25 protein-coding genes are annotated in these 25,754 nt (G+C 50.2%); 10 read left to right on the forward strand and 15 right to left on the reverse strand.

Going from position 1 to position 25,754, the window contains the following annotated elements:
* Window positions 1-21 precede the first annotated feature (21 nt).
* From CBP31_RS08555 to CBP31_RS08570, 4 genes are all read right to left on the reverse strand, one after another.
* The gene (locus CBP31_RS08555) at window positions 22-420 is read right to left on the reverse strand and encodes a GFA family protein (RefSeq protein WP_087036347.1); all 399 of its coding nucleotides are present in this window, start codon (window positions 418-420) and stop codon (window positions 22-24) included.
* A gap of 176 nt (window positions 421-596) precedes the next feature.
* A complete protein-coding gene (locus CBP31_RS08560) occupies window positions 597-1,019 on the reverse strand; it encodes a GNAT family N-acetyltransferase (RefSeq protein ID WP_087036349.1) in 423 nt (140 codons plus the stop codon).
* A gap of 394 nt (window positions 1,020-1,413) precedes the next feature.
* Window positions 1,414-3,765 carry a Tex family protein gene (locus CBP31_RS08565; protein WP_087036351.1) on the reverse strand — a complete coding sequence of 784 codons (2,352 nt, stop codon included), beginning with the start codon at window positions 3,763-3,765 and terminating at the stop codon, window positions 1,414-1,416.
* Window positions 3,766-4,216: 451 nt separating this feature from the next.
* Window positions 4,217-4,648 carry a DUF4168 domain-containing protein gene (locus CBP31_RS08570; protein WP_087036353.1) on the reverse strand — a complete coding sequence of 144 codons (432 nt, stop codon included), beginning with the start codon at window positions 4,646-4,648 and terminating at the stop codon, window positions 4,217-4,219.
* Between the two features lie 164 nt (window positions 4,649-4,812).
* Between CBP31_RS08570 and CBP31_RS08575 the strand changes: the two genes are divergently transcribed.
* Window positions 4,813-6,318, forward strand: coding sequence for an ATP-binding protein (locus CBP31_RS08575; RefSeq protein ID WP_087036355.1), 1,506 nt, complete (start codon window positions 4,813-4,815; stop codon window positions 6,316-6,318).
* A 2-nt stretch (window positions 6,319-6,320) separates the two neighbouring features.
* A complete protein-coding gene (locus CBP31_RS08580) occupies window positions 6,321-7,751 on the forward strand; it encodes a sigma-54-dependent transcriptional regulator (protein WP_087036357.1) in 1,431 nt (476 codons plus the stop codon).
* Between the two features lie 258 nt (window positions 7,752-8,009).
* Here the strand turns inward: CBP31_RS08580 and greB are convergent, their stop codons facing one another.
* Window positions 8,010-8,498 (reverse strand): transcription elongation factor GreB, encoded by a 489-nt coding sequence (greB, locus tag CBP31_RS08585; protein WP_087036360.1) that lies wholly within the window; start codon window positions 8,496-8,498, stop codon window positions 8,010-8,012.
* A gap of 121 nt (window positions 8,499-8,619) precedes the next feature.
* Here greB and CBP31_RS08590 point away from each other — a divergent pair, with 121 nt between their 5' ends.
* The 4 genes from CBP31_RS08590 (at window position 8,620) to CBP31_RS08605 (ending at window position 10,602) form a co-directional block, all read left to right on the forward strand.
* On the forward strand, window positions 8,620-8,724 hold the full coding sequence (locus tag CBP31_RS08590) for a DUF1826 domain-containing protein (protein WP_265414973.1): 105 nt from the start codon (window positions 8,620-8,622) through the stop codon (window positions 8,722-8,724).
* A gap of 186 nt (window positions 8,725-8,910) precedes the next feature.
* Complete coding sequence (locus tag CBP31_RS08595) at window positions 8,911-9,582, forward strand: CsgG/HfaB family protein (RefSeq protein ID WP_087036362.1); 672 nt, start codon at window positions 8,911-8,913, stop codon at window positions 9,580-9,582.
* A gap of 16 nt (window positions 9,583-9,598) precedes the next feature.
* Entirely contained in the window at window positions 9,599-9,955 is a 357-nt protein-coding gene (locus CBP31_RS08600; protein WP_087036364.1) for a DUF4810 domain-containing protein, read from the forward strand.
* Window positions 9,955-10,602 (forward strand): DUF799 domain-containing protein, encoded by a 648-nt coding sequence (locus CBP31_RS08605; protein WP_087036366.1) that lies wholly within the window; start codon window positions 9,955-9,957, stop codon window positions 10,600-10,602. Before CBP31_RS08600 ends, CBP31_RS08605 begins: the two co-directional genes overlap by 1 nt.
* Window positions 10,603-10,726: 124 nt before the next feature.
* On the opposite strand, the gene CBP31_RS08610 is transcribed toward CBP31_RS08605, so the two are convergent.
* The 6 genes from CBP31_RS08610 to CBP31_RS08635 all read right to left on the reverse strand — a co-directional run bounded on the left by CBP31_RS08610 (window position 10,727) and on the right by CBP31_RS08635 (window position 16,331).
* Complete coding sequence (locus CBP31_RS08610) at window positions 10,727-10,975, reverse strand: Rho-binding antiterminator (protein WP_227874980.1); 249 nt, start codon at window positions 10,973-10,975, stop codon at window positions 10,727-10,729.
* A gap of 94 nt (window positions 10,976-11,069) precedes the next feature.
* Window positions 11,070-11,555, reverse strand: coding sequence for an Lrp/AsnC family transcriptional regulator (locus CBP31_RS08615; RefSeq protein WP_087036370.1), 486 nt, complete (start codon window positions 11,553-11,555; stop codon window positions 11,070-11,072).
* Between the two features lie 399 nt (window positions 11,556-11,954).
* Window positions 11,955-12,284, reverse strand: a complete 330-nt coding sequence (locus CBP31_RS08620; RefSeq protein ID WP_087036372.1) for an AzlD domain-containing protein — start codon at window positions 12,282-12,284, stop codon at window positions 11,955-11,957.
* On the reverse strand, window positions 12,277-13,002 hold the full coding sequence (locus CBP31_RS08625) for an AzlC family ABC transporter permease (protein WP_087036374.1): 726 nt from the start codon (window positions 13,000-13,002) through the stop codon (window positions 12,277-12,279). Before CBP31_RS08625 ends, CBP31_RS08620 begins: the two co-directional genes overlap by 8 nt.
* Before the next feature lie 321 nt (window positions 13,003-13,323).
* The gene (sodC, locus tag CBP31_RS08630; protein ID WP_087036376.1) at window positions 13,324-13,857 is read right to left on the reverse strand and encodes a superoxide dismutase family protein; all 534 of its coding nucleotides are present in this window, start codon (window positions 13,855-13,857) and stop codon (window positions 13,324-13,326) included.
* A gap of 173 nt (window positions 13,858-14,030) precedes the next feature.
* Window positions 14,031-16,331 (reverse strand): FdhF/YdeP family oxidoreductase, encoded by a 2,301-nt coding sequence (locus tag CBP31_RS08635; protein WP_087036378.1) that lies wholly within the window; start codon window positions 16,329-16,331, stop codon window positions 14,031-14,033.
* Between the two features lie 157 nt (window positions 16,332-16,488).
* On the opposite strand from CBP31_RS08635, the gene CBP31_RS08640 reads away from it, so the two are divergent.
* Window positions 16,489-17,379, forward strand: a complete 891-nt coding sequence (locus tag CBP31_RS08640) for a LysR family transcriptional regulator (RefSeq protein WP_087038677.1) — start codon at window positions 16,489-16,491, stop codon at window positions 17,377-17,379.
* A gap of 98 nt (window positions 17,380-17,477) precedes the next feature.
* Complete coding sequence (locus tag CBP31_RS08645) at window positions 17,478-20,108, forward strand: sensor domain-containing protein (RefSeq protein WP_087036380.1); 2,631 nt, start codon at window positions 17,478-17,480, stop codon at window positions 20,106-20,108.
* A gap of 52 nt (window positions 20,109-20,160) precedes the next feature.
* Here the strand turns inward: CBP31_RS08645 and pckA are convergent, their stop codons facing one another.
* The 3 genes from pckA to hslR all read right to left on the reverse strand — a co-directional run bounded on the left by pckA (window position 20,161) and on the right by hslR (window position 23,425).
* Window positions 20,161-21,774: a phosphoenolpyruvate carboxykinase (ATP) gene (gene pckA / locus CBP31_RS08650; RefSeq protein ID WP_087036383.1), complete on the reverse strand. Its 1,614-nt coding sequence runs from the start codon at window positions 21,772-21,774 to the stop codon at window positions 20,161-20,163.
* Between the two features lie 167 nt (window positions 21,775-21,941).
* Window positions 21,942-22,802 carry an Hsp33 family molecular chaperone HslO gene (gene hslO, locus CBP31_RS08655; protein ID WP_087036386.1) on the reverse strand — a complete coding sequence of 287 codons (861 nt, stop codon included), beginning with the start codon at window positions 22,800-22,802 and terminating at the stop codon, window positions 21,942-21,944.
* A gap of 227 nt (window positions 22,803-23,029) precedes the next feature.
* Window positions 23,030-23,425, reverse strand: a complete 396-nt coding sequence (hslR, locus tag CBP31_RS08660; protein ID WP_087036388.1) for a ribosome-associated heat shock protein Hsp15 — start codon at window positions 23,423-23,425, stop codon at window positions 23,030-23,032.
* Between the two features lie 166 nt (window positions 23,426-23,591).
* Here hslR and nudE point away from each other — a divergent pair, with 166 nt between their 5' ends.
* Entirely contained in the window at window positions 23,592-24,161 is a 570-nt protein-coding gene (gene nudE / locus CBP31_RS08665) for an ADP compounds hydrolase NudE (protein WP_169712995.1), read from the forward strand.
* Between the two features lie 2 nt (window positions 24,162-24,163).
* A complete protein-coding gene (gene cysQ / locus CBP31_RS08670) occupies window positions 24,164-24,994 on the forward strand; it encodes a 3'(2'),5'-bisphosphate nucleotidase CysQ (RefSeq protein WP_087036391.1) in 831 nt (276 codons plus the stop codon).
* Window positions 24,995-25,401: 407 nt separating this feature from the next.
* Here cysQ and metJ read toward each other — a convergent pair whose 3' ends face one another.
* Entirely contained in the window at window positions 25,402-25,734 is a 333-nt protein-coding gene (gene metJ, locus CBP31_RS08675) for a met regulon transcriptional regulator MetJ (protein ID WP_087036393.1), read from the reverse strand.
* Between the last annotated feature and the right edge of the window lie 20 nt (window positions 25,735-25,754).

The raw sequence follows: 25,754 nt of genomic DNA on the forward strand, positions 1-25,754 counted from the left end.
CCGCTTTAGCGAGCCTAATGGTTACTGCACGCGGGTTGTCTCGAATTGCTCTAGTTGGTCATTAATCTCATGCCAAGGCGCTTTAGAACCAACAAAAATATGAAAGCTGGGCTGCTGGCTGGGCTTTGAATTCAACATTCCTAAGCGGAGGTTGTGTTTGCCGGCGGTGAGTTTGCGCGAATACAGGCTGGAGCCACAATGCTTACAAAATGCCAGCTCGGTTTCGGCACTTTTACGGTAGTGAGTCACATCTTCCTCCCCGGCGATAAAGCGAAACTTGGCTGAGCTGATCCCACCTACCGAAGAATAATCCGCACCGGTAAATTTACGACACTCGGAGCAATGGCAATTGCCCATATACTCAAATTCGTTCGGCACCTGAATTTTTACTTTACCGCACAGGCAGGAGCCCTCCAGCATTGTCGTCCCGGCCTCCAGATTGGCTACAGGACTAGGTTTTGATTTTTTTGCTCTTGGGCGGCCGTCATAATTTTTGATGTACCACATGCCGCCAAGCAAGGTCACGACGGTCAGCAGCACAAATATCGATCCAACAATCTGCGTTGTATTTAACTCAAGCATCACTATCTCCGCTTTTAGATTAATGATTGTTCCATGGAAAGGTGCGGGATGCCGGCATCCATAAATTCACTGCCATACGGCGTAAAGCCAAGCTTGGCATAAAAGCCCAGCGCCTGAGTTTGTGCTCCTAAGTACACCCGCGGATAACCCAAACGCACCGCCTCATCAACCAATGCCTGCACCATTTTGGCCCCCAGCCCTAAGCCTCTACACTCTTTTAAAATCGCGATCCGACCAATATGGCCATCGTCTAACATGCGACCCGTGCCTACATATTGGCCGTCTACGGCTACTAACAGCTGCAGCGCGACGTCATCTAAGCCATCAAACTCCAGTTCAACGGGCACCTGTTGTTCTGCGATAAATACCGCCTCGCGAATGGCGCGGATATGCGGGCTATGAGCGGCGTCGTAAGCCACTAGGTGTATGTCTGACATGGTGGTTCCTTGGTTAAATAATTAAAGATTAAAGACTTTTTCGCCACGGAATCCACGGAATCCACAGAAAAATTAAGCTGAGATTAGACCGACCAGTGATAAGTTCTATTTATTGGCAAGAGCTCGGTCTCCGATGGTCCGGTGTTTGGCTCTTAACATTAATAAGCATTTTCAGATCTGATCACTATTTTTCCGTGGTTTCTGTGACTCTCGTAGCAAACAAGCGTTGCTAATAGGTTTTAGCCTTTAAAGACTTAGAGCGAGATCCTGAAGCTTTGTCATGCCGGACTTGATCCGGTATCCGGATGAGGGCGCAAAGATAAACACGCCCTTGTTCAGCTCGACACTATTTGGGCTCGTCCTCTTCACCCTTCACCCTTCACGCTATTCGAGCTTACTTTTTCTTCTGTAAAGCCGCCGCCAGTGCCGCGCCCATGGCGCCTTGCGGGGCGGCGGGTGCTTGCCGGGCAGGGCGCTGCTGGCTTTGTGAGCTTTTCTCTTGCTGATAACTTTTCTCGCGCTGAGGGCTCGGCTTGCGGTCATTGCTGCGATCGGTGCGCACATTGCCACTGCCGTGATCGGCGGCGGTTTGTTCTAGGCGCATGGTGAGCGCGATGCGCTTGCGCTGCAGATCCACTTCCATCACTTTTACTTTCACGATATCGCCGGCTTTGACCACTTCGCGCGGGTCTTTAATAAAGCGATCCGTAAGGGCAGAAATATGCACCAGTCCGTCTTGATGCACGCCAATATCCACGAAAGCACCGAAGTTAGTGACATTGGTCACCACACCTTCTAACACCATATCGAGCTGCAGGTCGCTGGGCTTTTCGACGCCTTCCATAAAGCGCGCCGCTTTAAACTCGGGGCGCGGATCTCGGCCGGGTTTATCCAGCTCTTTTAATATGTCTTGTACCGTCGGTAAACCAAAAGCCGCATCGGTGTAGTTTTGCGGGCTAAGTTTGCGCAGCAATTCGCTGTTACCAATAATGGCCTGCACCGGCTGCTTTAAATCTGCGGCAATGCGGTTTACTACCGGATAAGCTTCTGGGTGCACGGCGGAGGCATCGAGTGGGTTTTTGCCATCACGAATGCGTAAGAAACCAGCACATTGCTCGTAGGCTTTAGGCCCTAAGCGCGGCACTTTTAATAACTGTTTACGCTCGGTAAACACCCCTTGTTCATCACGATAAGCCACGATGTTTTGCGCCAAGGTGGGCGTTAAACCAGATACGCGGATCAGTAAAGGTGCTGAGGCCATGTTTACATCTACGCCCACGGCGTTTACGCAGTCTTCGACCACGGCATCCAGATTACGAGCCAATTGAGTTTGCGACACATCGTGCTGATATTGGCCCACCCCGATGCTTTTCGGGTCGATTTTTACTAACTCGGCCAGCGGGTCTTGCAGGCGACGCGCAATAGACACGGCCCCGCGCAGCGATACATCTAAGTCAGGGAATTCATTAGCGGCGAGTTCAGAAGCGGAATACACAGAGGCACCGGCTTCGCTGACTACCACTTTTTGTAGCTTTAGCTCTGGGCTTTGCTTTATTAGCTGCTCCACCAAGCGCTCGGTTTCCCGCGAGGCGGTGCCGTTACCTATGCTGACCAAGCTAACGTTATGGGCGCGGCACAAACTCTCTAAGGAGCGTAAGCTTTGCTCTACCTTATTAAAGGGAGCAAACGGATAAACCGTATCTTGCGCCAACAGCTTGCCGGTGCCATCTACCACTACTACTTTAACGCCGGTTCGAATGCCCGGATCCAAGCCCATGGTCACGCGCGCGCCTGCGGGGGCGGCCATCAGCAAGTCTTGCATATTCAGCGCGAATACCTTGATGGCTTCTACTTCTGCCAGCTCGCGGGCTTGGCCTAATAGCTCGGTTTCCATTTGTAGCGACAACTTCACGCGCCACGTCCAGCTGACTACGCCAGCCAGCCAGGTATCGGCAGCGCGCCCTTGGGCTTGCCAGCCAATAAAGCGGGCGATAATACCTTCGCAGGGGTGGGTTTTAGCTTCGGTGTCTACTACTAAATTTAAGCTAAGCACGCCTTCGTTACGGCCACGCAGCATGGCTAATAAGCGGTGCGATGGCACGCGACTAATGGGCTCTTGATGCTCAAAGTAGTCTTTAAACTTGGCACCGGTTTGCTCTTGGCCAGCGGTCACGCGGGCTTGTAATTGGCCGTGTTGCTGTAAATATTGGCGCACTGCTTCTAGCAAGTCGGCTTGCTCGGCAAAGCGCTCCATTAAAATATATTTAGCGCCATCGAGGGCGGCTTTTTCATCCGCTACGCCTGCGTCCCCATTAATAAAGCGGGCGGCCATCGTTTGCGGATCTTGCGTGGGGTCGTTAAATAAGCCATCAGCGAGGGGCTGCAAGCCCGCTTCAATGGCTATTTGACCTTTGGTGCGACGCTTAGGTTTATAAGGCAGATATAAGTCTTCGAGACGGGTCTTGGTATCGGCGTTAAGCAGCTCTTTTTTCAGTGCCTCGCTTAGTTTGCCTTGCTCACTAATGGAGTTAAGGATCACGGCGCGTCTGTCTTCTAACTCGCGCAAATAATGCAGCCGACTGTCGAGGTTACGCAGCTGGGTATCATCCAAGCCGCCAGTGGCCTCTTTTCGATAACGGGAAATAAAAGGCACGGTGGAGCCTTCGTCCAGCAGTCGCACGGCGGCGTCCACCTGCTGTTGCGAGACGGCCAGCTCGGTGGCCAAGGCTTGATTGATATTCGACATCTTTAATACTCCAGACCGCATTGGTTCACGCAGCCAATAATGAAAGGCGATGTGCTTAGCGCCAGCCCTCGTAGTGCAGATATAGTGCCTGGACTGGCTGAATGAAAGTGCGTTCGGCTCAAGACTTGAGAAGTAGCTTGTAGGTGAGTGAGCCGAGAGTGCCCATTATGAAGCAGATAAGGGCAGTAATGAAAGTAAGGCTGCGGATTGCGTTAAGCCATCGGCCATAACTTGTCTGTTAACAGTTGTCGGTTCACCGCTTTCGGTTAACAGTAAGTATTTCACCTGTAGCGGGTGCTGCGCAGCTGAATATTTTAGAAGTGGGTTTTGTAGCTTACCGCTGGGCAGAAGAGGGGAAGCAAAAAAAAGGGACCCTAAGGTCCCTTTGCGTAAACTAGTTTAATCCGGCTGTTTTTTGTGTAACTGATGTGCGTATTACTTATGTTAGAGATTACTGGAGTGCGGTTACGCGCTCTTGTAGCTCGGTGTCGGTTTGGATGCGAGCGGCAATGGCATTATAGGTAAGCGCATCCAGTTCGTTATCTTTGACTGCCTCTAGCATTTTTTCTTGAGCTTGCATTTGCAGCTGCTGGGCTTTTTGTTGGTCACTTTCTTCGTTCAACTTCTGGGTGAATTCGTCACGCACTTTGGCGACATCTTCGTTCGCTTTCACAAAGTTCTTCAGATCACCGTCTGAAACTGGGCCCGCTTGCTGACCTGCCTCAAATTGCTGGCTAGGCGCCGCAGCTTGTGAGGCCTGAGCTGCCGCTTGTTGTTGCTGTGGTGCAGTCGCAGCCTCGGGAGCTTGAGCCATGGCAGCAGAAGCGCCTAAACCAAAAGTAGCGAAGGTGATAGCAGCGGTCAGTGTCTTGAGCTTATTCATAAAGGAAACTCCTTTGGTTGAAAGTACTAAGACTATTGCAGGGCGCGTGCCAAGTTTTAATAAAAACTATAAGTATTTGATAATTATATTGTTATTAATTTAAAGCAGAAAATTATGCCAGAGCAGGCTGTTTTTTAAATTCAATTTATGTATACATATTACACATGAGAAAAAAATACTCGTTCAAAAACAACACACATCCCCGTTCATGGGGCCTTAATGGACTACAGCGCACCTTATTGCTGTTTGTGGTGCTGCCTTTAGTGCTGCTGACAGGCCTGGGTATTCGCTTTGGCTTAGACCAAGCCAATCAATACCAAGAACAGCGGCTTAAAAATGAACTCGAGCTGCTGGGGCGCGCAGTGAGCATTCCGATTGGTAATGCGGTGAATAATGGCGACCGAGAAGCGGTAGAGTCAGCACTGCGCTCGGTGTTTGTGCTGGGTGAAGTGTACGGCGCTTCTGTGTTTGATGTGGACGGCAATCGTATCGCCTCGGCGGGCATTACCGTAAAAGACTTAACTGCCACTACTATTCCGGCTCGCATTCGTTTTACCGGCGAGGGCCAAGAGGCCTATAGCCAGATTGCAGGGTATCGCTTCTTTTCTCACTTCTTACCTGTGTTTGATACCGCAGGGCAAATTCGCGGTTTAATCCAAATTAGTCGCCGCGCCAGTGACTTTGATCGGGCCCTTGGCCAATTTACACTGATTGCTTGGCTGAGCTGGGGCTTATTTAGTCTCGCCATTTTGGCCAGCGTCTTGCTGGGCCATTACGGGGGCGTGGGGCGTTATGTGGATAAGCTGTTGGCGCACATGCACCGCGTGGCCGCGGGTGATTTATCGCATCGCGCCCTGCTAGAAGGGCCGCAAGAAGTGGCAAGCCTGGCACAGGGCTTAAATCAGATGCTCGACAGCATAGAGCAGGCGCACCGTGAGTTAGACGCGCATCGTGCGGCAGAAACTCAGTTGGTGGCTCGGCTCAAAGATAATGAAAAAATGGTCGCCATCGGCAGCATGGCCCAAGGTATTGCTCATGAGCTGGGCGCTCCCTTGAGTGTGATTGATGGCCGAGCGCGCCGCCTTGAGCGGGTTGGCAGCTTAAACGAACAGCAACAGCGTAACCTAAGCGGCATTCGCACTCAGGTACATCGGCTAACGCGCACCGTGCGCCAGTTACTCGACTATTGTCGGCCCGCCGCCACTCAGCCCCGTATGTTGACTGTTAGCGTGTTAATAGCAGATGCGTTAGAAGCCATCGCCCCAGAGCTTGAAGCTAAAGGATGCCAGTTAACCACTCAGTTACCACCTGGTTTACCCGCCTTTTTAGCCGATGCGGGGCGCTTAGAGTTAGCGCTGCTGAACTTGTTGCGCAATGCGTTGCAGGCAGCAGAGAATGGCATTGGTATTTACGTGGCGGCGAATAGTCGCTGGCTGGTGATCCGCGTTATCGATGATGGCCAAGGTTTACCAGAAAATTGCTCTCCAGCTAGACTTACGGAGCCGTTTTTTACCACCAAGTCACCCGGAGAAGGCACCGGGCTGGGGCTGGCCATTGTACAAGCCGTGGCGGAAGAGCAGGGCGGTTACTTTACCTTAAGCAATCACGTAGACGGCGGTTGTGAAGCTTGTTTAATGCTGTCACTCGCATTACCTAAGAAGGAAGCATAAGCATGGCGCAGCACCAACATATTTTGCTGGTCGAGGACGACAGTGGCTTGCGTGAGCTACTGCAAGAAGAGCTGGAAGCAGAAGGCTATAGTGTGACCGCTTGTGGTGATGCCGAGCAAGGTCTGAAACTGCTGCAAACTAGCCCGCCCGACTTGCTGATCAGCGACTTACGTTTACCAGGCGCTAATGGCCTGAGTTTGTTACCGGCACTGAGCGCCAATGAGATACCGCCAGCCGTGTTAATTATTACCGCATTTGGCTCGGTACAGCAGGCAGTAAAGGCGCTACAGGCGGGGGCGGATGACTTTTTAACTAAGCCATTAGAAATGGACCACTTTTTATTAACGGTGGCGCGATTACTGGAGAATCGCCGACTGCGCAGCGAAGTGCAGCATTATCGTAGTCTGCTTGGCGTCGAGCAATTTAACGGCATTATTGGCCAAAGTCCGGCCATGGCGCAGCTGTTTCATCAAATTCGCCAAATTGCCTCCGCCGATGGCCCAGTATTAGTGCAAGGCGAAAGTGGCACCGGTAAAGAGCTAGTAGCCCGCGCCCTACACGATCAAAGTAACCGTAAACATGGCCCCTACATGGTGGTGAACTGTGGTGGTATTCCCAGTGAGCTAATGGAAAGCGAGTTTTTTGGCCATGCGGCGGGTGCCTTTACTGGGGCGCGAACGCAGCGCGCGGGGCTATTTCAGCAAGCCGACGGCGGCACTTTATTGCTTGATGAACTGGGCGAAATGCCGCTCACCTTGCAGGCCAAATTGCTGCGGGTATTACAAGATGGCAAAGTGCGGCCGGTGGGTAGCGACCACGAAATTCAGCTGGATGTGCGCATTATTGGTGCCACCAACCGTAATCTCACCGAGGCGGTGAGCGACGGTAGTTTTCGGGAAGACTTATTTTATCGGTTAGAAACTTTTGCCTTGCAGATACCGCCACTGCGCGCTCGTGGCGATGACCTGCAGCGTTTAATCAGTTTCTTTCTCACCCGTTTTAATGCGCGCCAGCAGCGCAACGTAAAAGGCTTTACGGACGAAGCACAACTGGTGCTGCAGCGTTATAGTTTTCCGGGTAACGTGCGTGAATTACAAAACGCCGTAGAGCGCGCCGCCACCTTTTGTGAAGGAGCGTTTATTGAAGTACAGCATCTGCCGCAACGTATTTTGGATCAACCAGAGCCTGATTTAACCAGCGATTTTACGTCCAGCGCCCAGCTTAATGCCAGTAGCGAGTCCGAAAGCGAAACGGGTAGCCTAGCGCTTAAGACAGATAATAGTGCGAATGACGATGCCCAAAACATGCCAACCCTAGAAGCCGTACAGCGCCAATATATTCACCAAGTGCTGGCTGCCACTGGCAATAACAAACGCCGCGCCGCCGATATCCTCGGCATCACCCGCCGCACCCTCTACCGCTGGATTGAATAAAAGCCGCAGTACGTTTTACGCCGTACGCTGTCAGTTAAAGACAAGTTCAACAGATTTTTTTAGGTACTATGCCGTCATACCGGGCGTGCCCCGGTATCTCGCACTTGTGTGTTTATTGCTAAATCTAAATCGAGATCCTGAAACGAGTTCAGGAAGACGGCAAAAACACCGAGCTCTGTAGTTCGGCGCTTTAGCTGCCGGTTCTGCGGAGCAGGAAGGGTTTAATCTGTCTTTAACGTATGGTGTAGCGCGTAAGGCTTAAAGCTGCTCTGCAAAAGGCTGGTATTGGATTTTATTGATGTACCACTCTTTAATGCCAGAAGGGGTTTGTACCAGCACTTCGTCGTCTACTTGCTTGCCAATTAGGGCGCGAGCCATGGGGGAGTTAATGGTGATGTAATTGTTTTTCGGATCCATTTCATCACTGCCCACGATGCGATAGCGCACTACGTCACCCGCCTCGTTTTCTAACTCCACCCAAGCACCAAAGAACACTTTGCCGTCTTGGCGCGGATCGTAATCGACGATTTTTAGCGCTTCTAAGCGTTTCATCAAGAAGCGCACTCGACGGTCTATTTCCCGCAATCTTCGTTTGCCGTAAATGTACTCAGCGTTCTCACTGCGATCGCCCATGGCGGCGGCTTCTGATACCGCTTGAGTCACGACTGGGCGCTCTACCTTCCACAGCTCTTTTAGTTCTTCGTCCAGCCGATGCCAGCCGGCGCGGGTGATCAGGTTGGTTTTCATCAAGCAATCTTGTCAGTAGCCAAATACATGCGGGTCATTGTGGCTGAGCCGCTGCGAAGAAGGAAGCTTAACGGAAATGGACTTAATTCCGTAACAACACACCTTAATCAATCCCAGGCCGATAAAGGACTGGCAAGATAATATAAGCCGAGGTTTATGGCATAGATCTCCGCCGCTGCCAACAGGCGAGCGGCGCTTGTTTTTGTCTTTGGATATGGCGGAATAAAAAGTTGAGTGAATAATACGAATATCCCGCTAATTTTCAGAATATCTTCAATATTACGAAGAATATTCAGGCGAAAAGTTTTTATGTGTTAGTTTTTTAACTTTTTACCTGATAAATGTTTTAGTAATGATATTATGCGACGAAAGTTGACGCGTACCTTTAATCAATATCATGGTGAAATTATATATGAAAAAAATAATAGTATTTAGTGCAGCCTTACTTTCGGCTTCATTAATTAGTGGTTGTGCCTCTGAGTCATCACGTTCTCTGGCTGTGGAGAAAGTTAATTCCTATGGCAGCCAATATCAGGGGCCACGAAGCCCGATCTCTGTGGGTAAGTTTGAAAATCGATCCACCTTCCAGCGCGGCATATTTTCTGATGGTGTAGACCGGTTAGGTAATCAGTCGACCACTATTCTGGTTACTCATCTTCAGCAAAGTAATAGATTTAGTGTTTTAGATAGAACTAATATGAAAGAAATACAGGCCGAAGCAGGTATAAAAGGTCAGGCTCAGCAATTAAAAGGCGCGGATTATGTGGTGACTGGTGATGTTACCGAATTTGGTCGTAAAGCTGTTGGCGATCACCAGCTATTTGGCATATTGGGCAGAGGTAAATCGCAGATTGCCTATGCCAAAGTCAACTTGAATGTGGTGAATGTAAATACCTCTGAAGTCGTTTATTCGGTTCAGGGCGCAGGGGAATTCAGTTTGTCTAACCGTGAAGTCATTGGGTTTGGTGGTACTGCTGGTTATGACTCAACGCTGAACGGCAAGGTCTTAGATTTGGCTATTCGCGAAGCGGTAAATAATCTCGTCACTGGTATTGATCATGGCGCCTGGAATCCCGCGCAGTAACGGAGCAGAAAAAATCATGTTTAAGAATATTTTTATTTTGCCATTACTGGCAGTTTCCCTAGCACTGGTTGGTTGTGCCACCGCACCACAATCTCTCTATCAATGGGATGGTTATCAGTCATCGGTTTATCAGTATTACCAGACCGACAATAACGCTGACGAACAGGTTGCCGCCTTAGAAACAAGCCTAGAAAAAGCAAAGGCGAGTGACCGCAGAGTGGCTCCGGGCTTACATGCTCACCTTGGTTTGCTCTATGCCAATAGTGGCAGAGAGCAGCAAGCATTAGAGCAGTTTGCAATGGAAAAGCATTTGTTCCCGGAGTCTGCGATGTTTATGGATTTTTTGCTTAAACAGAATAAGGATGCACTGTAATGAAGCGGATATTATACCCATTTTTGTTACTTATTATTGCTGGTCTGACCGCGTGCGCGACGCCAGAGCCCTATGATTACTCAGCGTTTAAACAGGCAAAGCCTAAATCAATATTGGTATTACCACCCTCTAACCAGTCGCCTGATGTCAACGCGAGTTACAGCGTGCTGTCGCGAGTTACTCATCCATTAGCGGAGTCTGGGTACTATGTTTTCCCCGTTGCGGTCGTGGATGAAGCATTTCGCCAGAATGGCATGACCACACCAGAAGATATCCATAATGTACCTCTGGATAAATTGTATGAAATATTTGGTGCTGATGCGGTGCTTTATATAGATGTTGCAGAATATGGCACCAGCTACAGAGTGATCAGCAGTGATACGCGTGTCACGGCCAATGCTGAATTAGTTGATATGCGTACCGGTCAAAAACTATGGTCTGGTTCGGCAACTGCCTCCAGTACGGAGCAGAGCTCTAGCTCTAGTAGTGTGCTTGTTATGATGGTGCAGGCAGTAATAGAGCAGGTTGCTAATACGCTGACTGATAAAGGGCATGAAATCTCTGGTATTACCAGCGCGCGGTTGTTAACTGCTGGTACGCCGAATGGCATTTTGTTTGGCCCTCGCTCTCCCCATTCGTCCTTATAAATCTAAAGAAATTAAAAGCCGCGCTCTGCTCTGAGTGCGGTTTATTTCCCCGTGTATGGTTCTTTAAAAGCGGCTTGGTATCAAGAAGATATAAAAATAGGCCGCTTTTAGATGATAACTCAACTCAGCTAAAGGCAATGTAGTCAAAATGGGGATTGAAGGTGGCACTTTTCATGCTAATAAGCTCGGCTAAAGGCACCAGTATGGCTCTGTGCTCCACCAGCACTTGGATGCATTCTTGGTGGTTGGGGTCGCGAGTGGTATCTATGGCGATGCCATTAATCACGTCTCCCGAATTGAGCGTTAAGATCACGGGGTAACGATACAGGCAGGCAATTTCGATATAGTCGTGCTGTTCACAGTTCATCATCATCTTGCTCCTTATCGGCTTGCGCCTCACGCCATATAGTTCAGTGCTTATGTTTAAGTGCTGGTGCTTCAGCCCTGACACTTCAGTTTTAACCAAGCTAGCCCAAATGATCCAGCGGCAGGGCGGTTTCGTGCTTGATGCGGCGCAGCACAAAGCTAGAACGCACGCCGGTTACGCCATTTACGCGGGTGAGTTTACCCAGTAAAAACTGCTGATAATGCTCCATGTCGCGCACCACCACTTTTAACTGATAGTCGGCTTCGGTGCCGGTGACCAAGTCACATTCCAAGACTTCAGAAAAACTATTAATAGCCGCATCGAAAGACTCAAAACGCTCGGGCGTATGGCGGTCCAGCGAGATATGAATGTAGGCTTGTAAGCTTAAACCTAGCTTATTGGCATTGAGCAAGGTGACATGCTCGGCAATTAAGCCGGCGTCTTCCAAGGCTTTTACCCGCCGCGAGCAGGGTGAAGGCGATAAACCAACGCGCTCGGCCAGCTCCAGATTACTAATGCGACCATTGGCTTGCATCAGCTCTAAAATACGGCGATCGGTTCTGTCTAGTTGCACTAGATTGCTCAAAATATTACCCCTGAGATATAACTAAGCTAATTTTGCATTATAAAGGGTGAATCATTGCGTTAGAAGTCGATATTAACCGCATCTTTGCAACCACTCTCCCTAAGATAAGCGCTACTATAGCTTCATCTGCTGGAGACAAACAGACCGATATCCTCGGAGCCTGTTGCAAGCCGATGTTACCCCATCGGTAAGCCTCACAAAGGCCGCATTTTAATCGAATGTTAGGCTGGGAACTGGGCCACAAGCCTAACACAGAGCATTAAAAGCCAGCCGCAAGGGCTGGCTTTGGTGTTTCTGGCATTTGGAAACGATGGCTGGAGCCGTGGCTCCCTTCGCATACTAAGCGGGGTGGTGGAGGGCCTTGCTTTTTGCTGAGCAAGGCCGAGCCTGAACGGGTTGCTAGAAGCTGTAAAACTTCATAATCCAGAAGGTGATCATGCCCAAACACAAGGGCCAGAAGACCCCCTTGAAAGCCCAGGCCAGTATGGCCGTGACTAGGGCCGCCGTTATCTGTGCGATGCTCACCGAATCCAGCGTGGCTTTATCCTGAAATATAATGGCAGGGATGGACAGCGCGGCCAACACGGCCGGGGCCAGCAGCTGCAATGTGGTCTGGTGCTTACCAATATTGAAGCTGCCCCTGCCATGGAGATGCACGAACGACAGCCGAATGGCGAAGGTGCCGATGCAGACGGCGATAAATATCATCCAGAGTGTCAGGTTATCCATTGTTTTCCCTTTGTGCCTTCAGACTGATTTTGGTGATGAAAGAGCTGGCAATTAGGCCGATAGTGGTACCGCCGATAATGGCCGCAATAAAGCCCAGGTTATAGGGAAGCTGGATTAAGCTGGTGGCCACGAGGGCCGAAAACACCGCTGTGATCAGCGATGCCCGGTTACGAATACTCGATACCAGCATGGCGATGAATGCTAGGGGAATGGCGAACTCCAGTGACCACTCGGCCGGTATTTGCTCGCCAACCAGCAAGCCGAGGATGACAGAGCCAACCCAGCTTACCGCTAGCGCCACTGCCGTACCGGCGAAATAATAAAGCTTCTCTCTGTCACTCTGTTCGGGCGTAAAGCGAGTCGCACACAACCCATAGGCCTGATCGCTGATCAGGTATACCAGAGGCCATTTGTGGCGGGTCTTCAATGAGTGCAGCAGCGGGGCGAAGGTGGCGCTATAGATAAGGAAGCGAATATTCACCATTAACGCGGTGAAGATAATGACCGCCGGTAGTGCCTGTTCTTGAATCAACTGATAGGCCGCCAGCTGTGCCGAACCGGCAAAAAACAGTAATGTCATGCCAATGGTCATCTCGGGGCTGAAGCCCAGACTGGTGCCATTGGCCCCGGCAATGAGCCCAAAAGGCAATACCCCTGGTACCATCGGCAGCAAATCTCTTACCCCTTCCAAAAAATCACGCTTGCCGCTTGATGACATCTTTTTATTGTCCTTGTGTATTCAGGTGGTTTCGGGACGCAACAGACCCTTGAGTTCAATATCAGGCGAGTAGTTTACCGAAATGTTCAGTCGGTTGCAGACTATCACCGGAGTCATGACCGACTCTGTAGGAGCTGGACCACAAGCCCAAGGCATAGAACATAAGACCACAGTACACAGCGGCAAGCGCCGATAAAAAGAGCACTTTAAGTGCTCTTTTTATGCGTGGGTAAAGAATGTGAGGCGTAAGAGCCGAACACTAAACTTGCAGACCATGTTGTCTTACACCTCACGCCTCACCATTCACTCCTCACGTGTAAGTTACTTAATCACGCCACAGGCCATACGGGCACCGCCGCCACCTAATGGGGCTGGGGTATCGCTGTGGTTATCACCACCGGCGTGGATCATGATGGCGCGACCTTGAATTTGGCTGAGCTTTTCAAGTTTAGGCGCTAACACCGGATAATTAGCCTGGCCGTTGGCATCCACATACAGGGCGGGCAAATCACCCAAATGACCTTTGGCATCATACGGGCCTAGGTGTTTACCGGTTTTCTCTGGATCATAATGACCGCCTGCCGCACCGGCGGGGACTGTTTTACCGTCTTCGCCTGTTTTAGGGCCGCAGTCTGGGTGTTCGTGAATATGAAAACCATGAATACCAGCGGCTAAATTAGATAAATTAGGGGTAAATAACAGGCCGTAGTCGGTTTCCGCCACTTTAATGGTACCCAGCGAGCTAGTGGTTCCTTGCTCATCCACCTGATGAATTTCAATATTCACATCGTTCGCCAGTGCCGTGCCACTGAGGGCGGTGGTTAACAGCGCTGTCGTTAATAAAGCATATTTCATGATGACTCCCATTTTATGCTGAGTGTTCACTCTGATGGTCCAAACCTAGTTTTCACATCCCTAGTTTCCACATCAGAGCTACTCAAGCGTAGAGCACAGGTCGACAATATTCGAGCGTGTTCGACCTAGGCCCGTCTAAGCTTGTCTGATAAACCTCTCTGATAAATGAGTGGCTAAATCAGGCGTGGTGCGGTTTGCTTGCGGATCAATATGGGTATGGCTTTGGAGGTAGGCGTATCACTGCCATCGCCCACGCTGTGCAAGGGCACCAGCGGGTTGGTTTCTGGGTAATAGGCCGCCACGTTACCCGGTGGAATATCATAAGCCACTATCTTAAAGCCCTCTACTTTACGCTCCACATCATCCAGCCAGACACTGCTTAACTCTACCCAGTCGCCTTCCTTTAATCCGCGGCGCTTTATTTCGTCTGGGTTCATAAACAACACCATGCGCTGGCCATAAACACCGCGATAGCGATCGTCCATGCCGTAGATAGTGGTGTTGTATTGATCGTGGGAACGCAGAGTTTGTAGGGTAGATAGCAAGCCTTGGGCCTTGGCGGTAATGGCTTCTGGGATCAGGTGAGTGGGCAGCGCCGTGGCGGCAAAATTTGCCTTACCGTTCACGGTTTGCCATTGATAACGGGCGGCACTGTTACCCAAATAAAAACCGCCGGGTGCAGTGAGTCGTTCATTAAATTGCTCAAAACCTGGCAAGGTGGCGGCCATGTGGTCGCGGATCATATTGTAATCCTGTGCCATGGCTAGCCAGTCTAGTGGTTTGGTTCCCAGTATGGCTTGGGCAATACCGGCCACAATGGCGGTTTCTGAACGTTGCTGTGGGCTATTGGGTTTGCCCACGCCTTGGGAGGCATGCACCATGCTGAACGAGTCTTCCACCGTAATAAATTGCGGGCCATTGGCTTGTAAGTCTGCTTCGGTACGGCCCAGGCAAGGCAAAATCAGCGCCTCTTTGCCGGCCATTAAATGGCTGCGGTTGAGCTTGGTACTAATTTGCACGGTAAGCGCGCAGTTGGTTAAGGCACGCCCTGTTGCAAGGGTGTCGGGAGCCGCTGCTGCAATATTGCCACCAAGGGCGATAAATACTTTGGACTGGCCGTCTAGCATGGCTTGAATGGCCGCCACCGCATTATGTCCGGCGCGGCGCGGCATCGGCTGCTTAAAGTGCTGCTCTAAACTGTCTAAAAAAGCGCTGCTGGGTTGTTCATTAATGCCCACGGTACGGTTGCCCTGCACATTGCTGTGGCCGCGCACTGGGCACAAACCCGCCCCCGGCTTACCCAGCTGACCACATAACAACTGTAAGTTAGTGATCTCTTGGATGGTGGCCACCGAATGTTTGTGCTGAGTAATGCCCATGGCCCAAGTGATGATTACCCGCTTGGCATCCGCATACACGCGTGCCGCTTGAGTAATTTGTGCCTGGCTCAACCCCGATTGCTCGGTGATCTGCGCCCAAGAGGTGGCAGCAACTTGTGCCAAGTAAGCATCAAGCCCTGCCGTATGCTCGGCGATAAAGTCGCGGTCAAAGATTCCCGCTTTGCCCTCGGCCAAGGCGGCTGAGTCCCACGCCAGTAACTGCTTCACCATGCCGCGCACCGCTGCCATATCGCCGCCTAAGCGCGGACAAAAATAATGGCTGGAAATGCGCGAGTCTGCGGGCGTGAGCATCTCGATAGGGCTTTGCGGATCTGCAAATCGCTCTAGCCCTCTTTCTTTCAGATTGTTAAAGCTAACAATGGCGGCGCCGTTGCGAGCGGCATTACGCAAGCTATGCAACATACGTGGATGGTTAGTACCGGGGTTTTGGCCAAATACGAAAATGGCATCGGCTTCGTCGAAATCTTTTAGTGTGACGGTACCCTTGCCCACGCCAATGGCTTGGGTGAGTGCAACGCCGCTGGCTTCGTGGCAGAGATTGGAGCAGTCGGGAAAGTTATTGGTACCAAAACTGCGGCCAAATAATTGATACAGATAGGCGGCTTCGTTGCTGGCTCGGCCTGAGGTATACAGCTCTAATTGGTCTGGATGCTCTAATGCCTGCAAATGGCGGGCAATAAGTGCAAAGGCATCCTGCCAAGAAATAGGCTCATAATGATCTGTTTCCCGATTAAGCACCATGGGCTGTTCAAGCCGACCTTGATATTCGAGAAAATAATCACTTTGGCGCATTAGATGACTGAGTGAATGCTGGGCAAAAAAAGCGGGAGTAACACGCTTGGTAGTGGCTTCCCAGCTAATGGCCTTGGCGCCGTTTTCACAAAAGGAGAAGTGCTTGCCCGGTTCATCGCCCCAAGCACAGCCTGGGCAATCAAAACCTTTTACCTTATTGGCCCGCAATAAGTTGCGAATATTGGCCGCCGGCTGTTTGCTACCAAATACAAAGCGGGTGGTGGATGACAATGCACCCCAGCCACCGGCGGGCCCTTGATACGGTTTAATTTTTTTGCTCATAACCAGATTCAACCCAGCGAATAAATGCCTAACCCAATAAAATCAGTGTAGACAGCCAGTCCTAGGTGATCTAATTGAAAGGATCGATAATATGATTGATGTTATCTATCAAAGAATCTTTCAATCATCTTTTATATTGATTAAAGGCGAGCCAGTTATGGACATTAAACAGCTGCATTATTTGTGTGCCTTGGCACAAGAGCGCCACTTTGGCCGCGCGGCACAAGCCTGTCACGTGACTCAGCCCACGTTGTCTATGCGGCTTAAACAGCTGGAAACGGAACTGGGCGTGCTGCTGATACGTCGCGGCAAACAGTTTGAAGGCTTTACCCCCGAAGGTGAGCGGGTATTGGTGCAGGCGCGGGTGCTATTAAGTCATTATGACAACCTTAAATTAGAGGTAGAGGCCATGAAGGGCAGCCTCACCGGTACGGTGCGCATTGGTTTGGTGCCGCTAAGCTGCATGGATTTGAGCCCAATACTCGTGCGTTTACAGCAGCGTTATCCTCATTTAAGTTTTGAGATCAATGATATGACCGCCGATGAGATTTTGCAGGGCTTAGCCAATAACAGCCTTGATATCGGTGGCGGCTTTTTTGAAACCGAGGTGCTGGCGCGATTAAACAGCTTAGCGCTGCCAGAGCAAGGCGTGGTGGTGGCCTTTGGTCCGGGCTGGCGTGAGCGCATACCTGCCGCGCCTACCTTGGCTGACTTAGCGGAGTTACCTTTGTGTTTACCTAAAGCGGGGATGTATTTCCGTCGTTATCTCGACACCCTGTTTGCCCAGCAAAACATTCAGTTGCAGCCGGTATTGAGCTCTAATTCTGTGTATCGTTTGATGCGCGCCGTGCACTCTAGTTTAGGATGCGCGCTGATCCCTGCTGGCAGTGTGTTGTTTGCCGAACTGCCGGGTGTGGAAATTCGGCCTCTGGCATTACCTGCTATGGCGCGCCTTGGTGCGCTAGTGATGCGCAACGATGCACATGCCAGTGTGCTAGCTAAGGGCTTTTTTGATGTGGCCAAAGAATGCTGGCATCCCACACCATAATCGTGATCAATGTTCTATGATTATTACTTACTCTCGAAAAGGGCGGCACTTGCCTATGTGGGCGGGCGCTTGGCTAATTGAGCATAGTGATAACCATAATGAGCATGGATATGCGACTGCAACATAATCAGGATGATTCTGAGCATGGCTTTATCAAGCTAATGGCAGTAGAAAATACTGACTGGGAGCAGCTGTGCCAGCAAGTGCGCCAAACCAGTGGAGCCTTAGGTACGTGTTTTGTATTTTTTTCCGACCAACAACCTGCGCCGCAATTGGTGATGGGACACCGTTGGCCATTATTACCTAAATGGACTGCCGCCGATTATCAGTTTATTTGGCAGAAAAAATCTTTTTATAATGCCATTTCTGGGCCAGATCTGGGTTCAAAATCTTATGTGGCCGTGCCCATAATACGCGGCGAGCTGCACGGATTAATACTGCTTAAATACCAGGCTACGGCACCCTTGCTAAGCTCAGAGCAACGCTTGCTGCTGGATATTTTGGCGGTGCAGGCGGCACTCTTGTGGCAGGAGGGAAAGTGGCAGAAGAGAGTGGGGCAAGATAGAGGGCGACAAGAACGCAACGCCCAAGCGCAAAAGGGGCAAGAGATAGCAACGCAAGAGGGTTCCCGCCAAGAAGAAGCAGTGCCAGCACGTCTACCTGTGCCAAGCTCTCACCTGCGAGAAGACACCTCACACCGCTTACTCAAGCGTTTGAAAACTTTATTTGATCACGCGCCAATTCCCATTAATGTCTTTAATGCCGAGGGGCGCTGCATCTTGTGGAATGAAGCGTGTGAGCGCGTGTTTGGTTGGAGCCGTAGCGACATAAAGCAACACCCAGCACCCTTGCATTTGTTTTATCCTGATGCCAGTGATCAGCATCAAGTAAAAGCCGCGTTTTATGGCGCTAACGATTCTGAGTTTCAGGAGTGGCGGCCTTACCATCGCAATGGTCAGCGCCTCATCATGCAGTGGGCCAATATTAAGTTGCCCAATGGCGATACCTTGTGTGTGGGCCATGATATCAGCGATCAAAAAGAGATAGCGCACCAACAGCGACTAGCGGCCAATGTTTTTGAGTCCAGTTACGACGGCATTATGGTCTCTGATGCTGAGCATTGTATTACTCATATCAACCCCGCCTTCACCCGCATTACGGGTTACAGCTTAGAAGAAGTCAAAGGTCGTTATCCTGCTTTTCTCAAGCATTTGTCGGTGGATCGTGAGCTATACCACGAATTATGTGAACAGCTTAAAACCGCCGATCACTGGCAAGGTGAACTCACCAGCTTAAGAAAAAATGGTGAAAGCTATTCGCTGTTATTAGCGGTAACTGTGGTGAAGGATGAAGCGGATAACGTACTTAGCTATGTGGCCGTATTCACTGATATTACTTATTTGAAATTACATGAGGCTCAATTACGGCATCAGGCTTTTCACGACGCTTTAACGGGGGTGCCCAATCGACTGTTATTTGGTGAGCTGTTAGAGCGCGCCATTAGCACAGCCGAGCGTAATGAGGGCCAGCTGGCGGTCTGTTACTTGGATCTCGATGGCTTTAAAGCGGTGAATGATAATTTAGGCCATGCGGCGGGCGATAAATTATTGATTGAAGTAAGCCGTCGGCTCGGGCTCATCACCCGCAGCTGTGATGCCATGTCGCGTTTAGGCGGCGATGAGTTTGCCTTGTTATTTACCGCCCTGCATTCCAGCTTAGAGTGTGATGAAATACTGAATCGGGTACAAAAAATAATCAGTCAACCGTTTGATCTTGATGGAGAAATAGTGAATATCTCTGCCAGTATTGGTGTGGCTTTGTATCCGCAAGATGCTCATGAGGCGGAGTTACTGCTGCGCTTCGCGGATCAGGCCATGTATCAGGCTAAAAAGCAGGGTAAAAACGGCTATGTGTTCTTTGATGCCACCGTGCATCAGCAAGAGCAAAGCCGCCACCAACAGTTTGCTCAGGTGAGGGCAGGCTTTCGCGGTGATGAATTCTTATTGTATTACCAACCGGCGGTGGATTTGCATACCCAAAGCGTGGTTAAGCTGGAGGCCTTATTACGCTGGCAACATCCGGAGCGTGGCTTGTTGATGCCCGCCGATTTTTTACCGCTGATCATGGGTAGCTCGTTGGAGTTGGAGCTGGGGCTGTGGGTGATAGAAGAAGTGCTCAAACAAATGAGTGCTTGGCGTGAACAAGGGCTGGTTTTTAAGATTAGCGTTAATGTGGGAGCGGGTCAGTTAATGCACCCTGATTTTACGGAACAGCTGAGCGAACTGTTGGCGCGATATCCCTCATCACTGGCGTCCTCATTGGAATTAGAGTTTCAGGAAAGTGCGGTGTTAGCAGATATCAATGCGGCGGTGGCGGTATTGCAGCGCTGCCGTAATCTAGGCATTAGCATGTCGTTGGATAACTTTGGTACCGGCTATGCATCTTTGAATCATTTAAACCAATTGCCGATAGATACCATTAAAATAGATCGCAGTTTTATCAGTGATTTATTGTCTAATGCCCACGATTTGAACATGGTGACTAGCGTTATTCAGCTGGCAGCAACTTTGAAGTTGAATGTAGTAGCCGATGGTGTCGAACGGGCAGAACAGGGAGCGCGCTTGCAGCAGTTAGGGTGCGCTCAGGTGCAAGGTTATGGCATTTCTCAGCCGCTGCCGCCGGCCCATATCGATGGCTGGCTAAAAAACTGGGCCAATAAAAAAAGATAGGAGGGCCCTCCTATCTTTCATATTCACACCGAACACTCTTCCAGCAACAAAGTTACAACTGTGGGCCAGCGGCCACCAATGCCTTGCCCTCGTTGGTGTCGGTAAACTTCTCGAAATTAGCGATGAACTGCTGCGCCAAAGCTTGCGCTTTTTCTTCCCACTCCTGAGTTTCGGCGTAGGTATTACGCGGGTCTAAAATGGCATTGTCTGCTATGCCGACTAAGTGGCGAGGAATAGCGAGTTGGAAGTAAGGTAACTCAACAAACTCCGCCTCTTCGATAGAGCCGTCTAGAATGGCATTGATAATTGCGCGCGTAGCTGTAATAGAAATGCGCTCGCCAGTGCCGTTCCAACCGGTATTCACCAAATAAGCTTCGGCGCCAACCGCATCCATGCGCTTGGCCAACACCTCGGCATATTGAGTAGGATGTAAGCTTAAGAACGCGGCCCCAAAGCAGCTAGAGAAAGTGGGGGTGGGCTCGGTAACGCCGCGTTCGGTGCCCGCCAATTTGGCAGTAAAGCCCGACAAAAAATGATACTGAGCTTGTTCGCGGCTGAGCTTACTCACCGGTGGCAATACGCCAAAGGCATCGGCAGTTAAGAAAATTACCTTTTTGGCATGGCCGGCCCGAGAGGCGGGCTTAACAATATTATCGATATGATGAATAGGATAAGACACCCGGGTATTTTCGGTTTTGCTGCCATCGTTAAAATCGATACTGCCATCGGCTAACACGGTGACATTTTCTAACAGTGCATCGCGGCGAATGGCGGCATAAATTTCTGGCTCCAGTTCAGCGCTAAGCTTAATGGTTTTGGCGTAACAGCCTCCTTCAAAGTTAAAGATGCCGTCATCGTCCCAACCGTGTTCATCATCGCCGATTAAGGCGCGCTCTGAGTCGGTAGAAAGCGTGGTTTTACCGGTGCCACTTAAACCAAAGAAAATCGCCACGTCGCCATCTTTGCCGACGTTCGCCGAGCAGTGCATAGCGGCAATGCCTTTGAGCGGCAATAGGTAGTTCATGATGGAGAACATGCCTTTTTTCATTTCACCGCCATACCAAGTGCCGCCGATCAGCTGCACTCGCTCGGTGAGGTTAAAGGCCACGAAATTTTCGCTGTTTAAGCCTTGGGCTTGCCAGTTAGGGTTAGTGCGCTTAGCACCATTCATCACCACAAAATCTGGCTCAAAGTCGGCGAGCTCGGCCTCGGTAGGGCGAATAAACATGTTTTTTACAAAATGCGCCTGCCATGCCACTTCGGTGATAAAGCGCACCGCCAGTCGCGTGCTCGGGCTGGCGCCACAAAAGGTATCCATCACAAATAAGCGCTTACCAGATAATTGCTCGGTAACCAGGCTCTTGAGCTCAGTCCAGGTTTGCTGACTCATGGGTTTATTGTCGTTTTTACCCTGATCGGCCCACCACAAGGTGTCGCGGGTGAGGTCGTCGCGCACTAGGTATTTATCTTTGGGGGAGCGACCAGTAAAGATACCGGTGTCGACAGCCACGGCGCCAAGATGAGTTTCGACTCCTTGTTCATAACCGCTTAAATCGCTGCGAGTTTCTTCAATAAATAGCTGCTCGTAGCTTGGGTTATGCAAGATGTCGGTCGCATCATGGATGCCATATTGGGAAAGGTCTAGCTGCTGTGCCGGATGCGTCATTGTTATCTCCAGAAGGGGGAATTTTCAATAAGCATAGGTGCAGATGATATTTATGACTGTGAGCGAGCAACAAAAATTAGGTTAATTAGCGGATTTAGTTCAAGTTTTAGATCTGTGTGTCTTAAATAAAAAAAGGGGCGCTAGGCCCCAGTATTGAATGTGCACTACTAATGCAGTGTGGGCGGCTCATGAAACAGACTCTTGATGTCTGTTTCTTCAAAGCCATATTGCTGACCACAATAGTCACAATTCATCTCGATCTTACCTTGCTCTTGTATGACATCGAGCGCCTCGGCTTCGCCGATTTGCAGTAAGGCTTGTTCGCATTTTTCACGCGAGCAGGTGCACTGAAAGCTCACCGCTTGGGGATCAAATACCCGCACCGCATCTTGATGATACAAGCGATATAGCACTTCATGGGCGTCTAGATTGATCAGCTCTTCGGCTTTAATGGTGTTAGTGAGCGCCTCTAAATGGGAGAAATCGTCACCTTGGCCATCGGGTAGGGCTTGCAACAGCATGCCGGCACAGCGCGGCATGTCGTGGCTTAAGTCGGTAAACAGCCAAATACGAGTAGTGAGCTGTTCCGATTGGGCGAAGTAATTCTCTAGGCTTTCGCTTAAAGAGCGCTCGCCTAATTCCACTATGCCCTGATAACGCTCGCCTTCAAAGGGGGTAATAGTGATGGCTAAATAGCCTTTGCCGATAATATCTGACAGCTGGTCGCTGTCTGGCACTTCGCCTTCCCAACGTGCTACGCCGCGCAGTTGCTGCAGGTTATCACCGTTAATCACCGCTAATGACACAGGGCCATCGCCCTGCAGCTGCACGGTAATGTGGCCTTCAAATTTAAGGGTGGCGGTCAGCAAACTGGTGGCGGTGAGCAACTCGCCGAGCAGCCGTTGTACCGGAACCGGATAGTTTTGCGAGGCCAGTACTTGCTGATAGCTGTGCTGCAGTTGTACCAGCTCGCCTCGCACTTGGTAGTTGTCGAACAAGTAACGATGCAATGTGTCGATATGAGTCATAACAATCCTGTCTCGGCCTTAGGCCACTGTGATTTTGTAGTACGCTATTTCGTCGTAAATGATGTCGTTATAAATGGTGTCATAGTAAATATGGGGGCGCGCTGACGACTAACAAGGGTACGAGCTTTACTTGCGCCTTACGTTTAACGCTGTACGCCTTACGTAAAAGCATTCCGCTGTTTTATGTCGTATAGCGTAAGGCTTTTAACGTACGGCTTTGTTTGTACCTATTCTTGGCCGTGCTTAATTTTTAATAAAGAGCGTCGCTCTTTTTTATCGGGTCGCCGCTCTGGGCTAGGTGCAAAAAGCGTGTTGAGCTTACGCGCCTCGGCATTTTTTTCGCGTTTTTTAATGCTCTCGGCTGTTTCTTGATACAAGGCTTGAGCTTGTTCGGCCTTGCCTCTGTGTTCTGAGACTGCCAGCACCAATACTTCTCTGTCATCGCTGCCTTGGCGCAATTTTACTAAGTCTCCCACTTCCACCAGCTTGCTGGGTTTGCTGCGATAACCATTATAATGCACTTTACCGCCTTCGATCATGGTGCGGGCTAGGCTGCGGGTCTTATAAAACCGGGCGGCCCATAGCCATTTATCCAACCGCACACTGCTAGTTACTGCTTTCATCTGGCTCGCTCTTTGGTAGTGATGAAAATGAGTGATGCTCAAAAATTAATGATACCAGAAGCCACCGCATTCGGCTGATCTTGGCGGTTAATCCGTGCTTGTCATCATATTGTAGGCAGACGTTTAGCCTAAGTTGCGATAATCTCTGGGTAGGCTTAGCCAAGAGATGGGAATAGACGTGGCGGACAACAAGCAAAAACCTCAAATACTCGCAACTGAATTGGTGGCACAGAGCCGTTTATTCAAGGTGGAGTCGGTACATCTTAGATTCAGCAATGGAGTCGAGCGCCTTTATGAGCGCATGAAAAACAGTGGCCGCGGCTCCGTGATGCTGGTGCCCATGCTGGATGAGCACACTATTTTATTGATCCGAGAATACAGTGCCGGCACCGACAGTTATGAGTTGGGTTTTCCGAAAGGCTTAATTGACCCCGGTGAAGATGCCTTGGTCGCGGGTAATAGAGAGTTAATGGAAGAGGTGGGTTATGGCGCGCGACAACTCATACCCTTAAAACAAGTCACGCTGGCGCCCGGTTATTTTGGTAGCCGAATGGATATCTTATTAGCGCGAGATCTGTATCCTGAGCAACTAGAAGGGGATGAGCCAGAACCACTTGATGTGGTGCCTTGGCAATTAGATCAACTGGATGAGTTGATGGCAAGGCCTGACTTCAGTGAAGCTCGCAGCATTTGTGGTGTGTATTTGCTGCAAAACTGGCTCAATAAAAAGGAGTAAATATGGATGTTTCTGCTTTGTTACCCAGTGTGATTGCCGCCGCCCGCGAGGCAGGAGGCCTGATTTTGTCGCTCTATAACAGTGGCGACTATCAAGCACAAAATAAAGACGATAATAGCCCGGTCACCGATGCGGACTTAGCGGCGCATGAGTTTTTAAAAGTGGCACTGCGCGATATTGCCGATATTCCGGTGTTATCGGAAGAAGGCTGTGAAGTGCCCTTGGCTGAACGCAACAGTTGGCCGCGCTATTGGTTGGTCGACCCGCTGGATGGCACTCAAGAGTTTATTGCTGGCAGCGGTGATTTTTCGACCATGATCGCCTTGATTGAACACGGCAAGCCGGTATTGGGTGTAGTGTATGGCCCGGTTAATAACCTGCTGTATTATGCGGCGCGTGGCTTTGGTGCTTTTAAAGAAGCAGATGGTGAAATTAGAGCCATTAGTGCCAGCCATTATGATGCCAGCAAGCCGCTGCGCAGACTGCGGATCACTGTGAGTCGTCGGCAAAATGTCGACTGGGTGCGGGCACGGCTCACCACAGACTTAGAATATGAACTGGTGCCGCTGGGCTCTAGCTCATTAAAGTCGTGTTTAGTGGCAGAAGGCGGGGCGGATATTTATATGCGCATTGGCCCCACCGGTGAGTGGGACACGGGTGCCACTCAGTGCATAGTAGAAGAGGCAGGCGGGCGTATTGTGGACCTCTATTTAGGGCCATTAAGTTACAACCAACGCGAGACGTTGATTAACCCTAATTTTATTACCATGGGTGATCCCGAGCTCACTTGGGCCAACATCTTAATCAAGCCAGAAGGGGCGGGTGATGAATAATCATCCAGTTTGAGCTGCTAAGTTTAACAGCAGACTCGAGCATAAACATTCCTGATTACCCACAAAGCTCAGTAATGTTTCATTGAATTAATAACCAATTAATTCAATGAGTTGCAGGTGTTGGCCGCCTCTTCGGTAAAGAATATGAGGCCCAGTTTAGTATTTTGACCTTGTAGGGGCCCGTCTCTTCGGCGAAGAGGACTTCGGCCCGGTTTGGTGTTTTGGTTTAAATCTAAACCTCAGTAATAGCCAGCAGAGCTGGCCTGCCGAATAAATTGGGCAGCTACAAAGAACAAACCGAAACAGGGTGCATTATGGCTGAGGTTCATACGTAATCAGGTAAACATTAGGCATAAAAAAAGCAGGAGTCGATATTAATCGGCTCCTGCTTTTTTTTGCGTGTGCGGTTACTCAGCGTCGTCTACGTCGAAGTCTTCAATCTCTATCCCGAGTGTCGCCATAATATCGCGTGCGTGGGCCGGGATTTGATCGGGCACGTCTTTTCGCAAATCATCGTCTTGGGGCAAAGGCTGGCCAGTATAGGCATGCAGAAATGCTTCACACAGCAATTCACTGTTGGTGGCATGACGCAAGTTATTCACCTGCCGACGAGTGCGCTCATCGGTTAATATCTTTAACACCTTGAGCGGGATGGACACGGTAATCTTTTTTACCTGTTCATTTTTTTTGCCGTGCTCGGCGTAAGGGCTGATATAGTCGCCATTCCATTCAGTTTTCATTATCTACCCGCATCAAGGTT

Origin of the sequence: Oceanisphaera profunda (assembly GCF_002157895.1) — a bacterium.
GTDB lineage: Bacteria > Pseudomonadota > Gammaproteobacteria > Enterobacterales > Aeromonadaceae > Oceanimonas > Oceanimonas profunda.